Source organism: Kitasatospora sp. A2-31 (assembly GCF_022288725.1).
Classification (GTDB): Bacteria; Actinomycetota; Actinomycetes; order Streptomycetales; family Streptomycetaceae; genus Kitasatospora.
On record NZ_JAKNTA010000001.1, the window covers coordinates 645994 to 660887 of the forward strand.

Below are 14894 nucleotides of genomic sequence, written 5' to 3' on the forward strand. Positions count from 1 at the left end.
GGATGGGGGCAGGCACATCGCTTCGGACGGCCGGGGGAACGGGATCGGCGGACCACGCGCCGCGTGCGGTCGGCGGGTGGCCGGAGGTGGCGCGGTCGGCCCTGGCCGGCGCCGGGAGCCGGGGAGGCGACGGGGACTGGGAGGTCACCGTCGACGGCTTCTGGTGCACGGCCAGGCCGGCCGAGGGGGAACTGGCCGGGGAGGGCTGGAAGCTCCACGTCAGCGCGGCGCCCGCGGTGGGGGGCGCGGTGCTGGCCGCGGTCGTCGAAACGCTGGCCGACGACCCGTGCGCGTTCAGGTTCGCGGCCGGACAGGAGCAGCTACACGAGATGAACTCACGCAACGACGAGCGGGGTTCGGCCGGCAAGTTCATCACCGTGTACCCGGCGGGCGAGGAGCAGTTCCGGCGGCTGGCCGCCGCCCTGCACCTGGCGACCGACGGCCTGCCCGGCCCGGTGATCCTCTCCGACCGCCCGTACCGGCCCGGCAGCCTGGTGCACTACCGGTACGGCGCCTTCGCGGTACGCGCCGAGCTCGGCAACGACGGCGGCTACCGCTCGATGCTGCGCGGGCCGGCCGGTGAGCGGGTCGAGGACGTGCGCGGGGCGTCGTACCGGTGCCCGCCGTGGGCGCGGGACCCCCTGCGCGATCCCACGCGCCCGGCGGGCTCGGACGACGGGCCCGTGCCGGGGCGCGGTGGCGGTGCGGGCGCGGGCGCCGGTTCCGACGGCAGCACCGGGCGCCCGGGCGTCGGGGCCGCCGGCAGCGAAGCGGCTGGGCGGTCCGCGACCGGCCACCGCCCCGGAGCGGCCAGGCCGACCGCCGCCCGGCGCGGCGCCGGCGGGGTCCTGCTCGCCGGGCGGTACGTGATCACGGGCGCGGTCCGGCACAGCGCCAAGGGCGGCGTCTTCCTGGGGCGGGACACCGACGGCGGCGCGGAGGTCGTGGTCAAGCAGGCCCGCGCGCACATCGACGTGGACCGCGCGGGCACCGACGCCCGGGCCGCCCTGCGGCACGAGGCAGCCCTGCTGGCCGGGTTGGAGGGACACGAACTGGCGCCGCGCCCGGTCGAGCTGGTCGAGCAGGACGACTCGCTCTTCCTCGTGCAGGAACGAATCGCCGGTCAACCGCTGGGCAGCTGGGTCGCGGCCCGGCTGCGTCGCGACAGCCGCCCCGACGTCGACTGGGCCGAAGCGGGGCCGATGGCGCGGAGGCTGCTCGACCTGCTGCAACGCGTCCACGAGCTGGGGCTGGTGCTGCGCGACCTCTCCCCCGGGAACGTCCTGGTGCAACCGGACGGCTCGCTGCGGCTGGTCGACCTGGAGCTGGCCGCGGAGGCCGGCCGCCGGGTCGGCTCGGCCGGCACCCCCGGGTACCGGGCCCCCGAACAGGGGCCGGGCCGGCTGGCTCTGGTCGGCGCGGCCCCGGCCGGCACGGCCGCCGGGGCGGGTGCGGGTGCCGGGGCGGGTGCGGCTGCCGGTACAGGCCGCCGGGTCGGCCGGCCCGGCCGGGTCACGGACGGCCTGTGCGTGGCCGAGCCGGCGGCCGACCGCTACGCGCTCGGCGGGCTGTTCTTCCTGCTCGCCACCGGCCACGACCCGCTGCTGCCCGAGGACCTGCCGCACGCCCGCCCGGTCGCCGACCGGCTCGGCCGCTGGCTCGCCCTCGCCGCCCGTTCCGGCGAGACCGCGCGACGGCTGGCACCGGTGGTGCTGGGACTGCGGGCGGAGGAGCCGGAGCTGCGGTGGGGCCTGGACCGGGTGCGGGAGGCCCTGGCGGAGGCCGCGCGCGGCGACGTCCCCCGCCCGGTGGCCGGAGATGCGGAATTCCGCACCGGCGCCGAGGAGTCGGCCCAGCTGATCGCGGCCAGGTCGGCGCTGCGCGACGGCCTGCTGGTCCTGCCCGACGGGACCGGCACCGGCTGCGCCGCCGCGTACGGCACGGGAACGGCGGGCGCGCTCGCCTTCCTGCTCCGACTCCGGCACGGCGGCCCCCGGCTCTGGGTGGACCCGGTACCGGCGCGCCCCGTGCACCGTCCCGCCGCCGGCGGAACGCCCGGGACCGGGGACCTGCCGCGCGGCACCACCGGGGTACCGAGCCGGGCGGACGACGCGCCGGCCGGCACCGCCGAGGTACGGCGCCGGCCGGGTGAAGACCGGGCCCGGACCGGCGAGGTGAGGACGACGTGAACGTGGTCGTCCGCGCCGCGACGCAGGCGCTGCGCCGGCTCAGCTTCACCTTCGCCGCCGACGGCAGCCATGCCGCCTGCCTGGCCTCCGCGGCCGACGGCGGCTGGTACGCGGAGAGTTGGCAGCTGCCCGCGAGCGGCCCCGCCGTCCCGACCCCGCTGGCGCTGCCCGGCAACCGGTCCGAGAACCTCCGCTCCGAACTGGTCGCGCTGCCCGACGGATCGGTCCTGGTCTGCCGGCACGACGGCGAACGGCACGAGCTGGTGAAGCTCACCGCCGCCCCGCCCGGCACCGAACCGGCCACCCTGGAGACCCCGCTGGCCGCTCTCCGGCGCCCCGGCCTGCGGCTGCTGCCGCTCCCGGCGGACGCCCCGGCCGACCCCGGAGCACCGGTCGCCGTCGCGCTGGGCAGCGACACCCGGCCGGCCACCACCGTCTGGCTGGTCCACGGCGACGGTCGCGAGCCCCGGCAGGTCGCCGAGATCCCGGGGCTGCACGGCGGCGGCGTCTGGCTCGACCGCACCGGTGCACTCCTGGCGTTGGACCGGGTGGCCGACGGCATCGTCCGTACCGTGGTCCTGGACCTGCGTAGCGGTGCGATCACCCCGTTGCTAGAGATCGGCGAGCGCAGCAACGACCGGCTGGCACTGTTCGACCCCGACAGCCGCTTCGCGATGGTGCGCAGCGACGCCCCCGGCAGCGACCGGCTCGGCTGGGGCGTGCTGGGCGGCGGCGAGCCGCTGCGGTTCCCCGAACGCCTGCACGTGGCGGGGATGTTCCTGCGGCCGGTGGCGCTGCGGTCGGCCGCGGACGGGGTCCGCGTCGCGATCCAGATCGACCACGGCGCCGGCTCCTCGCTCGCGCTCTGGCGGCCCACCCTCGGACGCCTCGACCCGCTGCCGGTGCCGCCCGGGCGGCTCGGCGCCGTCGCGCACTGGTCGGAGACGACGCTGCGGATGCCGTACTCCGCACCCGACCATCCGGCAGCCCTGGCCGGCCTGGACGTGGACGCCCTGCTGGCGCACGGACCGGCCGCCCCCGCGTCCGGACCGGCCCCGCTGCCCCTGCAGTTGGCCCCGCTCCGCTCCGGCCTGCCCGGCCCCTGGCGGGACACCGTCCTGCCCTGGCAGCCCGGCGGCACGCACACCCCCCTCACCGCGCCGCCCGGTTGGCGGCTCGACGGCTCCACCCAGCCCGGGGACGGTGGCCGCTGGCACCCGGCACACAGCCTCGAACTCGCTGGTCCGGCAGGCCCGTTGGAGGCCGTGGTGTACGGCGGCGAGGCCTGGCTGAGCAGCCCGCACCTGGTCCTCGCCCTGCACGGCGGCCCGGCGGACGCCTGGCGGCTGGAGTTCGACCCGACCCTGCAGCGGATGGCGGCCGAGGGGCTCGCCGTCGTCGCGCCGAACCAACGAGGCTCCACGGGCTACGGGGTGGCGCACGCGATGGCCATCCGGGGTTCCTGGGGCGGGCCGGACCTCGACGACGTCCTGCACCTGCTGGACGGGATCGCGGGCCAGCGCGCGGCGCTCGGCCTGGAGCCGCCCGCCCTGTTCGGCGTCAGCTACGGCGCGTTCCTCGCGCTGCTGGCGGCCGCACACGCGCCGACCGAGCACGTCGCCCGGTGCGCGGTGGTCGCACCGTTCCTGTCCGGCGCCCGGCTGCTGGCGGAAGCAGCCGCTCCGGTGCGGGCGTTGACCACGCGGCTGGGCGGCGGCGAGCTGATCGCGGACGCCCGCGGACCGCGCGACGTGCTGCAGCTGGCGCACCGGTTGAGCGCGCCGCTGCTGGTGGTGCACGGGGACCGGGACGAGGTCGTCCCGGTGAGCCAGTCCCGTTCACTGCGGCACGAGTTGCTGCGGATCGGCCGCACCGAGGGCGCGGACTTCCGGTACGTGGAGGCGGCCGGCTCCGGGCACGAGGTGCTCGCGGAGGACGGTGCCGCGGTGCTCCACGAGCTGCTGGCGGCGTTCCTGCGCACCGGCCGGCCGGGGTGACCCGGGTCCCGGGCCGCCACCCGGGCCGGGGCCGCGACACCGGCCCCTCGGGGGGGGTGCCGGCGACCCGTTCGGCAGGGCGCTCCCCCGGCCGCGCACGCCCTCACACAGCCCGGACGGCGTGATCGCCGATCCCGGCACGCTCTCGGCCGGCGAGCGCCAGCCCCTGGCCCTGTCCCCGCTCTACCGCGAACGGGTCGGCCACCGGCTGGGGTCCACCGGCCCCCGTGCCGGCCTTTACCACGCCGGACCGCTCCCCGGGCGCCCGTCGTGATCTCGATAGGATCTCGTCCACCCGTGCGGTTATGGTGGCCGGGGCACGGGCCGTGATCACCGGCTCCGGCGCGGCCACCGCGACCACCGCGGCCGATCGCACCGGTCACGCCGGCGCCGTACCGGCCCTGCCGGTCGCGCCGTTCACGCGCCCGCTCGCGCCCGTGGCGCCAGCCAGGCGCCGAAGCATCCGCACCCTCCCACGGAAGACGATCTTGATGTCCGACACCCTCACCGACACCACCGGACCCGCGGCCCACGGGACCGACGCCGACGAGATCACGGCCGAGGACACCGCGTCGCACGGCCGCCACCGCGGCCGTTCCGCCGCCGACGACAGGCCCGAGGCCGACCCGCACGGCAGGCACCGCGCCGCCGCGCAGAACTGAACCCCGCACCACGTCACGTCGAGGGCCCGCCGGTCACCCCGGCGGGCCCTTCCGTTCACCGCCGGCACCCGCCCGACGACGACCCCGCCCGGCCGCCGGCCGCCCGCCGCCGACCGCCGCCCCCGGGGCCCACTCAGTCCAGCGTGACGACCGTCCGCAGCGCCTCGCCGCTCCGCATCTGCGCGATGGCCTCGTTGACGTCCGCCAGGCCGACCCGGTGGGTGACCATCCCGGCGAGGTCGATCCGCCCGGCCCGCCACAGGTCCACCACCAGCGCGACGGTGCGCGGCACCGGCGCTCCGCCGTACAGCGAGGGCAGCAGGCGCTTCTCGTTGAAGAACAGCTCGCCCATGGTGAACTGCGCGAGGTCGTCCTGCGCCCCGGCGCCGATCACCACCACCGCGCCGCCGCGCCGCGCGGCGTCGTACCCCGCCCGGACGGTGGCCGCCCGGCCGACCGCCTCGAAGACGTAGTCGAACCCGCCACCCGGCAGGCCCTTCGCGAACGCCTTCAGCTCCTCGGGGGCGAGCGCGTCGGTGGCCCCGAAGGCCAGCGCCCGCTCGCGCCGCGAGACCACCGGGTCCACCACCGCGATCCGGCCGGCGCCGCAGACCCGCGCGCCCTGCACGGCCGCGACGCCCACGCCGCCCGCGCCGAGCACCGCGACCGAGGCGCCCGGCTCGACCCGCGCGGTGTGGACGGCGGCGCCGATGCCCGTGGTCACCCCGCAGCCGATCAGGGCGGCCAGCTCGTACGGCAGGTCGGCGGGGACCTTGATCACGGCGTTGCGCTCGACCACCACCTCCTCGGCGAACGACCCCGTGCCGTAGAAGGCGGAGGCCTCGACCGGGCCGCCCGCGCGGCCCTCGTCGAAGCGGAAGCCCGGCGCGCCGAGCCGGCGCAGACTGGCCACGCACAGGTGCCCGCGGCCGCGCTCGCAGTGCGCGCAGCGGCCGCAGGGGGCCATCCAGCAGAGCACCACCCGGTCGCCGACCGCGATGCCGGTCACGCCCTCGCCGACCTCGACGACGTCCCCGGCGCCCTCGTGTCCGGGCACGAACGGCGCGGGCTGCGGCAGGACGCCGTTCATCGCCGAGAGGTCCGAGTGGCAGAGGCTGGCCGCCCGCAGGCGCACCCGCACCTTTCCGGGGCCGAAGCCCACCGCCAGCACGTCGTCGCGGACGTCGAGCGCGTCCTGGCCGGTGTTGTGCAGGATGGCTGCGCGCATGGGGCTGCTCCCGTCCCCTCGGATCGGTGGGTCGCGGCCGATTCTGGCACGCCGTGCCCGCACGGAGTAGAACACGTTCCACCCGCGGGTCCGGACGCCCCGGGCCGAGCGGTACGTCGACAGGTGGACGGGTCGCGGCGTCGCAGGTCAGCGGCGGCGCCCGGCGGGCCCGGGGCCGGGGCCGGAGGCGACGGTGGGCCGTACCGTCGAGTAGGGTCCGACGGCGAAGCAGCCGCACCGATCCCCCGGCAAGGAGCCCCGCATGTCCGACCTCCTGGAGACCGCCCACCCCGGGGCCGACGTGCTGGCGGCGTTCGAGGGCGCGACCGGCTTCATGCCGGTCGACGAGGGCCTCGCGCTGTACGCCGCCGCCGTGACGGCCGCGCGGCGCACCGGGCTGCCGGTGCTGGAGATCGGCACGTACTGCGGACGGTCGGCGATCCTGCTCGCCGGGGCGGCCCGGGAGACGGGGACGGTGGCGCTCACCGTCGACCACCACCGCGGCTCCGAGGAGCAGCAGCCCGGCTGGGAGTACCACGACCCGGAGCTCGTGGACCCGCAGGTGGGTCTGATGGACACGCTCCCCCGCTTCCGCCGCGCGCTGCACGCGGCCGGTCTGGAGGAGCACGTGGTCGCACTGGTGGGCCGCTCGCCGCAGATCGCCGCGCTCTGGGGCGGTCGGCTCGGCCTGGTGTTCATCGACGGCGGCCACACCGACGAGCACGCCACCGGCGACTACGAGGGCTGGGTGCCGCACCTGGCGCCCGAGGGCCTGCTGGTGGTGCACGACGTCTTCCCCGACCCGGCGGACGGCGGCCAGGCGCCCTACCGGGTGTACCTGCGGGCGCTCGCCGAGGGCTTCGAGGAGATCTCGGTCACCGGTTCGCTGCGCGTGCTGCGCCGCACCGCCGGCTGACCCGCGCCACCGGCCGACCCGCCACCCGCGCCCCGGCCGCCGCCCCGCAGCCCCCGACCCGCCCCCGCCGCGCGCCACCCGCCACCCGCACCGCGCTCCCGGCGTACCCCCGGGTAGATCCGCGGACCGCCCCCACGGGCGATCACGGATGCTCTAACGTCGTGCCGGGGCTGTCGGGCGGGGGTTCGAACGATACGGTGTCCGCGCGGCCGTTCGGCCGGAGCGGCAGGCGACCGGGCAGCCCCAGGACCGGCCGCACGGGCACGCGGCGACACGACACCAGGCAGAGCATCCGGCGGACTGTGGGGGCCAGCGCAATGACCGACCAGCAGAACACCGCTCCGGCGGTCTGGGACCCCACCGCGCGCGGCGGCGCCGGCGGCTGGGTCCGCGGCCCGCAGCAGCAGTCGGCCACCGCGCCCGCGCCGGACCCCGCCGCGCCCCCGGCCCCGCCCGCCGGAGCACCCCAGCCGCCGCAGGCGCAGCCGCCCGGGGCCCGGCAGCCGCTCCACTCGCCGATGGCCCGGCCGCCCGCGCCGGGCGCCGTCGGCGACCAGGGCCCGCCGCTCGGCGCCCGCCCGTACCTGTCCCCGGCCCCCGCTCACGACGCCCCGACCGCGGCGGCCTTCCCGGCGTCCGCCCCGCCGCCGGCCGCCCCGCGCGGCACGGGCTTCCCGGACCACGCGGCCCCGCAGGGCCAGGGCCCGTACCCGGGCGCCCCGCAGCCCCCGGCCGGCGTCCCCGGCTACCCGGCGGCACCAGCCCAGGCACCGCGGGGCCCCCCGTCCCCGCCGCAGGGCCACCCCCAGCCGCCGTACCCGCAGCCGTACGACGCCGCGCCCTACGGCTCCCAGCCCTACGGGCAGGGCTACGGGCAGGGCTACGGGCAGCCGGACTACGCCACCGGCTACGAGGAGCTGGACGGCGAGGACCGCCCCGGCAACAAGCGCGCACCGCTGCTGCTCGCCTTCGCCGTGCTGTTCGTGCTGGCGCTCGGCGGCGGCATCCTCTGGGCGGTGAAGGACAAGGACTCCTCCGCCGAGCAGGCCGCCCCGGCCCCGTCCGCCACCGCGGCCGCCCCGACCGGCTCCGGCAGCCCCCAGCCCGCCCCGGTGCCCACCGACGCGGCCGGCGCGCCGAGCCCGACCGCCGGCGACACCGCCTCCCCCGGCGCGTCCGCCAGCCCGACGGCCGGCGCGCCCGGCCCCAACGCGCAGAGCCAGGCGAAGGCCCTGGACGAGCTGCTGACCCAGGGCGAGAGCGCGAAGGCACCGATCGGCAACGCGGTCGCCAAGGTGAACAGCTGCCCCGCCAAGTCGGACATCGACAGCTCGGCGCAGGTCTTCGACAGCGGCGCCAAGCAGCGCGACCAGCTGCTCGCCAAGCTCGCCGCACTGTCCGTCACCGACCTGCCGGGCGGCGCGGAGGCGGTGGCCACGCTGAAGTCGGCCTGGCAGCTGTCCGCCGACATCGACCGCGCGTACGCGAGCTGGGCGCGCGCGGTGTCGGCCCAGGGCTGCTCCGGCACCGCCCCGAACACCGCCGACAAGAAGCGCGCCGACGAGCTCAACCCGCAGGCCACGCAGGCGAAGAAGGACTTCGTGGCGAAGTGGAAGCCGATCGCCGACTCCTACGGCCTGACCACGCGCACCCAGGACAGGATCTGAACCACACGTGACCCGCACCACCCCCGGCACGCCCGAGGACGACCGACCCCGCCGTTCCCTCCTGTTGCGCACCACCACCGTGGTCGGCGTCGTGGTGCCGCTCTGCCTGGCCGGCTGGCTGGGCTGGCAGGCCGTCGACGGCCACGACCGGGCGGACGGCGCGGCCCCCGCCGGTGCGACCGGCACCCCCGGCGGGGCGAGCGGGTCGGGGACGGCCGGCCCGGACGGCGCCGGCCCGGCCACCGGGAGCGGTACGGCGGCGGTCCCGCCGAGCTCTCCCGCGGCGCCCTCCGCCACCGCGCCCGCGGAGGCCGCCCCCAGCGCACCGGGCGCCTCGGCGCCGGCCACCGGACCGGGCACCCCGGCACCCGGCGCCTCTGCTCCCGCCGTCCCGGCGGCCCCCGGGACGTTCCCGGCCACCGCGCTCACCGGCCGGACCGTCCTGCTCGACCCCGGCCACAACCCCGGCAACTTCTCCCACACCGCCGAGATCAACCGCCAGGTGGACATCGGCAACGCCCGCAAGGAGTGCGACACCACCGGCACCTCCACGAACGCCGGCTTCACCGAGGCCGAGTTCACGCTGGACGTGGTCCGCCGGGCCCGGGCGATCCTCACCGCCCGTGGCGCCACCGTGGTGCTGGTCCAGGACGGCGACCGGCCGTGGGGCCCGTGCATCGACGAGCGGGCGAAGGCCGGGAACGAGGCGCACGCCGACGCGGCGGTCTCGGTGCACGGGGACGGCGGTCCGGCCGGCGGCACCGGCTTCCACGTGATCATGCCCGCCAAGGTGGTCGCGGGGAAGGCGGACACCTCGGCGATCGTCTCGCCCTCGCACCGGCTCGGCCTACTGCTGCGCGACGGCTTCCGCTCGGCCACGGGTGAGCCGTACGCCGACTACACGGCGAGTCAGGGCCTCGACACCCGCTCCGACCTCGGCGGGTTGAACCTCTCGACCGTCCCCAAGGTGTTCATCGAGTGCGGTAACATGCGCAACTCGGCCGACGCCAAGCGGATGACGGACCCTCAGTGGCGCCAGCAGGCGGCCCAGGGGATCGCCGACGCCCTGACGACGTTTCTGACCACGCGGTAGGCGGCGGGCAGGATCGGGACCGCGTCCGGGCGGGAAGGAACCGTCCGACCCGACGGTGGACGGCAGGGGGACGGACGCGCGCAGTTTGCAACGACTTCGCCCCATTCCCGAGCCCGCTGTGCACCCGCGAGGCGGTTGGCCCTAGGCTTCTGGTCCGTTCGGAGTTTCCGGGCCGGCCAAGCCGACCACGCAAAACCGCCGACCACGACACACCAACGAGGGGAACGTTAGTGAATCTGCGCGCTCTCACCAGGGGAGACGCTGCCGTCGCAGGTGCGGCCGTCCTGCTCTTCATCGCCTCCTTCCTGCCGTACTGGACCGTTGACTGCAGCGGCAGGTACTGCGGCGACACCTCGACGAACGCCTGGGACAGCGACCTGTTCCCCATCCTGCCCTCGGTCTTCCTGCTCGGCATCATCGCCGCCGCGCTGATCCTGGTGCAGCGTTTCCAGGGCGCCGCCGCCGCCAACCGCCAGGTGCTCGGCCTGCGGCTGGACCAGTGGGGCATCGCCTTCGCCGTCACCGCGCTCTGGACCTCGATCTGGGCGCTGGGCGGCGGCCCGAAGGGCCTGGACCACGGCTTCGGCGCCTGGCTCGCCGTCATCGCGCTGATCGTGCTCGCCGGTGCGGCCGCGGCCGGCCCGCTGGTGCCCGCCCTGAAGGCGCCGCTCGTCACCGACAAGCCGGCCGCCCCGCAGGGCTTCGCCGGCGGCTACCCGGGCCCGCAGCCGGGCCAGCCCGGTCAGTACGGCTACCCGGCCCAGGGTCAGGACCCGCTCCAGGCGCAGTCCCCGGCCTTCGGCGGCCAGCCCGGCGGCTACGGCTACCCGGCCCCGCAGGCCGGCCAGCCCGGCCAGCCGCAGGACGCGGCGGCCCAGGCCGCCCCGCAGCCGGCCCCGGCCGTCCAGGCCCAGCCCGGCCCGGCGGCTCCGGCGGCCGACTTCGCGCCGTTCTGGTTCGCCGTTCCGGCGCCGCGCCAGCTGGCCCCGAAGGACAACCCGGCCGGCGGCCCGGTCGGCGAACTGATCCCGGGCACCTGGTACCTGGCGGTCGAGCAGCGCGGCACCGCGCTGGTCGCCCAGCTCCAGGACGGCACCCAGGGCGTGCTGGTCGACACCACGGGCATCCAGCGCGGCTGACGTCCGGACGACGGACAGCACCACGCCGAAGGGGCGGGACCGGATCCACTCCGGTCCCGCCCCTTCGGCGCTCACGGGTCCTGACGCCGGCTCCGCGGGCGCGCGACCGCGCACGACACGACGGCACCCGGGGCGCGCGACCCCGCGGAACGCAACCGCTCACGGGCGGGCCGCCGGACCGCTCAGCAGCAGTCCTGGACCACCAGCCCGGTCGGCAGGTCGTCGCCGCCGAAGACCGCCACGGTGGCCGGGTCGCCGCCGAGCGCGGCCACGGCCAGCAGCAGCGCCCCCGCCGTCCAGGTCGTGCGCTCCTCGGGCCAGATGGCGTCGTCCTCGAACACGTAGCCGGTCCAGTACGAGCCGTCGGTGTGCCGCAGGTGCTTCTGGATCCACCGCAGGATGTCCACCGCGCGGTCGGACTCGCCGACCGCCCAGAGCGCCAGCGCCAGTTCGGCGCTCTCGCCGCCGGTCACCCAGGGCCGGTCGCTGACGCAGCGGACGCCCAGGCCCGGGACGACGAAGCGGTCCCACTCCCGCTCGATCCGCTCCAGCGCGGCCGGGCCGCGCAGCGCGGTGCCGAGGACCGGGTAGTACCAGTCCATCGAGAAGCGGTCCTTGTCCAGGAACCGCTCGGGGTGGTGGGCGATCGCGTGCCGCAGCCGGCCGGCCGCCAGCTCCCAGTCGGGCTGCGGCTCCTCCAGGTAGTCGGCGATCGCCAGGCCGCAGCGCAGGGCGTGCAGGATGCTGGAGGAACCGGTCAGCAGCGCCTCGTCGGTCGCCTCGCCGTTCTCGGCCACCCGCCAGGCGATCGGCCCGCCCGGCAGCCGCAGGCCGACGATGAAGTCCAGCGCGCGCCGGACGACGGGCCAGATCCACTCCAGGAACGCGTCGTCGCCGGTGCTGAGGTGGTGGTGCCAGACGCCGACCGCGACGTACGCGCAGAAGTTGGTCTCCTTGGCGGCGTTGACCACCTCGCCGTCCGGGCCGCCGTGGCCGTAGCCGTAGGCCGCGTACCAGGAGCCGTCGGCGTTCTGGCGGTCCGCCAGCCAGCGGTAGGCGGCCTTCGCGGCGGCGTGCTCGCCGGCCGTGTCCAGGGCCATCGCGGCCTCGGTGTGGTCCCACGGGTCGAGGTGGTGCCCCGTGAACCACGGTATGGCGCCGTCGCGCTGCTGCTCCGCGAGGATGCTGCGGACGGTGCCGGCGGCCTGCTCGGCGTCGAGCACCCCGTCCAGCAGCAGCACCTCGGGAACGGCGGCGGTCACGCCACCCCGCCCGGAGCGCGGTTCGGCTTGGAGGCGTAGGCGACGAAGCTCTTGCCGATGACCGGGTTGAGCGCCTTCTCGGCGGCCTTGGTGAGGGTGCTGATCACCGGGGTGCCGACGATGTCCCAGACCAGCAGCTGGTGGTAGGCCTTGACCGGCAGCGCCTTGTCGTTGTCCACGCCGACCGCGCACTTGATCCACCAGTACGGCGAGTGCAGCGCGTGCGCGTGGTGGGTGCCGTACGGCTCCAGGCCGGCGTCCTTGAGCTTGCCGAGCAGTTCGTCGCCCCGGTAGATCCGGATGTGGCCGCCCTCGACCTCGTGGTACTCGTCGGACAGCGCCCAGCAGATCTTCTCCGGCAGCCAGCGCGGCACGGTGACGGCGAGCAGGCCGCCGGGCTTGAGCACCCGGAACATCTCGTTGAGCACGCCCTTGTCGTCCGGGATGTGCTCCATCACCTCGGAGATGATGATCTTGTCGAAGTACTCGTCCTCGAACGGAAGGGCCAGCGCGTTGCCCTCGATCGCGACCGCCGACGCGCCCTCGGGGGCCTCACCGGCCTGCTCCATGGCCGCGAACCACTTCCTGACCTCGGCGATCTCCTCGGCGTTCTGGTCGAGGGCGACCACGTTGGCCCCGCGCCGGTAGCACTCGAACGCGTGCCGCCCCCCGCCACAGCCCAGGTCGAGCACCCGGTCGCCAGGGGCGAGCGGGAAGCGCGAGAAATCAACGGTCAGCACTGCGGGCTCCCATTCCTTCGGTACCAAACGTTTCCGGCCCCGGGGCGACCTGGAGCCGACCCCGGGCCGACCCGGGCGGGCCTGACCGGCCGCCCGCGGCGGCCGGCGCGACCGACGCCGCGGCCAGCGCCGGGGTCGGGCCCGGCGCGGATCGGACAGCACGCTCCGACGCGCCGTCAGGCGACATAGCGCCAGCCCGGACCGGAGCGGGCCCGCCGCCCGGTCCCGGTGGCGATCGCCTTCCGGTAGGCCTCCGCGGTCAGTTCGGCGGCCCGCCGCCAGGTGAACCGCTCCAGCACCCGCTCGCGACCGGCCTCGCCGAGGGTCCGGCGCAGCTCCGGGTCGTCCAGCAGCCGGCCGAGCGCGGCCGCCAGCGCGCCCGCGTCGCCCGGGGGCACCGCGAGGCAGGTCCCGCCGTCCGGCCCGGCCACCTCGGGGATCGCCCCGCCGGTGGTGGCGACCAGCGGCGTGCCGGTGGCCATCGCCTCGGCGGCCGGCAGCGAGAAGCCCTCGTAGAGGGACGGCACGCAGGCCACCTCGGCCGAGCGGTACAGGTCGACCAGTTCCCCGTCCGTCAGCCCGGTGCGGAACTCGATGTGCTGCTCCAGCCCGAATCGCCGCACCGCGTCCGAGACCGGCCCCTGCTCCTTCTGCGGCTTGCCGACCACGACCAGGTGCGCGTCCCGCTCGGTGCGGACCTTCGCCAGCGCCTCCACCAGGTGGACGAGGCCCTTGAGCGGGACGTCGGCGCTGGAGGTGGTGACGATCCGGCCGGGCACCCGGGCGATCCGGTCGGACGGCGACCAGAGCCGGGTGTCGGCGCCGATCGGCACCACCGAGACCGTGCCGGGCGCGGCGCCCAGGTGCTCGACGATCTCCCGCTTCGAGGAGCCGGAGACGGTGACGATGTGGTCCAGCCGGGCGGTGACCCGGCGCTGCATCCGGGTGAACGCGTACCAGCGGCGGAGCGAGAGCCGCCGCAGCCGGGTGGTCGCGGCGTCCAGCTCCAGCTGCCGGTCGACGGTGATCGGGTGGTGGATCGTGGTGACCAGCGGGAACCCGTGCCGGGCCAGTCCGAGCAGGCCGTAACCGAGGGTCTGGTTGTCGTGCACCACGTCGTAGCGGCCCTTGTGCCGGGCCAGGTACTGGCGGGCGCGGAGCGAGAACGTCAGCGGCTCGGGGAAGCCACCGGTGCGCATGGTGGCGACCTCCAGCACGTCCACCAGGCCGCGGTACTCGGCGAGGGCGGGGGTGCGGAAGGGATCGTCGGCGCGGTAGAGGTCCAGGCTCGGCAGCTCGACCAGGCGGACCGAGCCGGGGCCCTCCACCTCGTCCAGCACCGGGTACGGCTGAGCGCCGATCACGTCCACGTGGTGCCCGAGGCGGGCCAGTTCACGGGAGAGGTGCCGTACGTAGACGCCCTGGCCACCGCAGAACGGGTCGCCGCGGTACGACAACAGGGCGATCCGCAGCGGCTGCGCGGTCATCGTCGGCCCCCATCTCTGCTGCTAGGTGTGCTGCCGGTCGGCTGCCGGGTGTGCTGCCGGTCGCTAAAGTAGATCAGGTTTCAGTGTGGTGTGGAGTTCACCAGTGACCATGTGAACAATGAGAGACCTCGAAGATACCGGCCCGTAGCATTCCGTCAGACGCCAGGGCTGGTGATTCACGCCACGCCGGACCACCCGGCCGGACCTGCCGGAGCGACTCCGCCGGACCGGTTTCCGGATCGGTTCTGAACCACGTCGGAACCATGTTGGACACCTCGCCACTCTCGCGCCCCGGGAGCATCCTTGCCGTCGTCCGCCACGCCCGCGCCCCCCGCCGCCTCCGCCGCAGACGCCGCGGGTCCTCCCGCTCCCCCGGCCGGGGCCGCGGAGGAGGCGCCGGCCGGCGCCTCCTCCGCCGCAGACGCCGCGGGTCCTCCCGCTCCCCCGGCCGGGGCCGCGGAGGAGGCGCCGGCCGGCGCCTCCTCCGCCCGGTCGCCCGGATCGCCCTCCACTG

12 protein-coding genes are annotated in these 14894 nt (G+C 76.5%); 8 read left to right on the top strand and 4 right to left on the bottom strand.

Annotated elements, in window-relative coordinates:
• The first annotated feature begins 86 nt into the window (after nt 1-86).
• From MCM47_RS02875 to MCM47_RS02890, 4 genes are all read left to right on the top strand, one after another.
• Entirely contained in the window at nt 87-2189 is a 2103-nt protein-coding gene (locus MCM47_RS02875; protein ID WP_238740617.1) for a hypothetical protein, read from the top strand.
• Nucleotides 2186-4186 (top strand): S9 family peptidase, encoded by a 2001-nt coding sequence (locus tag MCM47_RS43125; RefSeq protein ID WP_238740619.1) that lies wholly within the window; start codon nt 2186-2188, stop codon nt 4184-4186. The genes MCM47_RS02875 and MCM47_RS43125 overlap by 4 nt, the downstream gene beginning before the upstream one ends.
• 121 nt (nt 4187-4307) lie before the next feature.
• Nucleotides 4308-4460, top strand: coding sequence for a hypothetical protein (locus tag MCM47_RS02885; protein WP_238740621.1), 153 nt, complete (start codon nt 4308-4310; stop codon nt 4458-4460).
• Nucleotides 4461-4677: 217 nt separating this feature from the next.
• Nucleotides 4678-4848 carry a hypothetical protein gene (locus MCM47_RS02890; RefSeq protein WP_238740623.1) on the top strand — a complete coding sequence of 57 codons (171 nt, stop codon included), beginning with the start codon at nt 4678-4680 and terminating at the stop codon, nt 4846-4848.
• A 133-nt stretch (nt 4849-4981) separates the two neighbouring features.
• Here MCM47_RS02890 and MCM47_RS02895 read toward each other — a convergent pair whose 3' ends face one another.
• Nucleotides 4982-6076 carry an alcohol dehydrogenase catalytic domain-containing protein gene (locus MCM47_RS02895; protein ID WP_238740625.1) on the bottom strand — a complete coding sequence of 365 codons (1095 nt, stop codon included), beginning with the start codon at nt 6074-6076 and terminating at the stop codon, nt 4982-4984.
• 262 nt (nt 6077-6338) lie between these two features.
• On the opposite strand from MCM47_RS02895, the gene MCM47_RS02900 reads away from it, so the two are divergent.
• The 4 genes from MCM47_RS02900 to MCM47_RS02915 all read left to right on the top strand — a co-directional run bounded on the left by MCM47_RS02900 (nt 6339) and on the right by MCM47_RS02915 (nt 10891).
• The gene (locus tag MCM47_RS02900) at nt 6339-6992 is read left to right on the top strand and encodes a class I SAM-dependent methyltransferase (protein WP_238740627.1); all 654 of its coding nucleotides are present in this window, start codon (nt 6339-6341) and stop codon (nt 6990-6992) included.
• Nucleotides 6993-7309: 317 nt separating this feature from the next.
• Nucleotides 7310-8659 (top strand): hypothetical protein, encoded by a 1350-nt coding sequence (locus tag MCM47_RS02905; RefSeq protein ID WP_238740629.1) that lies wholly within the window; start codon nt 7310-7312, stop codon nt 8657-8659.
• 7 nt (nt 8660-8666) lie between these two features.
• A complete protein-coding gene (locus MCM47_RS02910) occupies nt 8667-9752 on the top strand; it encodes an N-acetylmuramoyl-L-alanine amidase (protein WP_238740631.1) in 1086 nt (361 codons plus the stop codon).
• A gap of 230 nt (nt 9753-9982) precedes the next feature.
• On the top strand, nt 9983-10891 hold the full coding sequence (locus MCM47_RS02915) for a hypothetical protein (RefSeq protein WP_238740632.1): 909 nt from the start codon (nt 9983-9985) through the stop codon (nt 10889-10891).
• 182 nt (nt 10892-11073) lie between these two features.
• On the opposite strand, the gene MCM47_RS02920 is transcribed toward MCM47_RS02915, so the two are convergent.
• The 3 genes from MCM47_RS02920 to MCM47_RS02930 all read right to left on the bottom strand — a co-directional run bounded on the left by MCM47_RS02920 (nt 11074) and on the right by MCM47_RS02930 (nt 14380).
• Nucleotides 11074-12153 carry a prenyltransferase gene (locus MCM47_RS02920; RefSeq protein WP_238740634.1) on the bottom strand — a complete coding sequence of 360 codons (1080 nt, stop codon included), beginning with the start codon at nt 12151-12153 and terminating at the stop codon, nt 11074-11076.
• Nucleotides 12150-12893 carry a class I SAM-dependent methyltransferase gene (locus tag MCM47_RS02925; RefSeq protein ID WP_238740636.1) on the bottom strand — a complete coding sequence of 248 codons (744 nt, stop codon included), beginning with the start codon at nt 12891-12893 and terminating at the stop codon, nt 12150-12152. Before MCM47_RS02925 ends, MCM47_RS02920 begins: the two co-directional genes overlap by 4 nt.
• 176 nt (nt 12894-13069) lie before the next feature.
• Complete coding sequence (locus MCM47_RS02930; RefSeq protein ID WP_238740638.1) at nt 13070-14380, bottom strand: glycosyltransferase family 4 protein; 1311 nt, start codon at nt 14378-14380, stop codon at nt 13070-13072.
• Nucleotides 14381-14894: the final 514 nt, after the last annotated feature.

Bases quoted from the DNA above. Each gene is read 5' to 3' on its own strand.
- MCM47_RS02890 (WP_238740623.1), top strand. From the start codon at position 4,678: ATGTCCGACACCCTCACCGACACCACCGGACCCGCGGCCCACGGGACC.
- MCM47_RS02895 (WP_238740625.1), bottom strand. From the start codon at position 6,076: ATGCGCGCAGCCATCCTGCACAACACCGGCCAGGACGCGCTCGACGTC.
- MCM47_RS02900 (WP_238740627.1), top strand. From the start codon at position 6,339: ATGTCCGACCTCCTGGAGACCGCCCACCCCGGGGCCGACGTGCTGGCG.
- MCM47_RS02905 (WP_238740629.1), top strand. From the start codon at position 7,310: ATGACCGACCAGCAGAACACCGCTCCGGCGGTCTGGGACCCCACCGCG.
- MCM47_RS02930 (WP_238740638.1), bottom strand. From the start codon at position 14,380: ATGACCGCGCAGCCGCTGCGGATCGCCCTGTTGTCGTACCGCGGCGAC.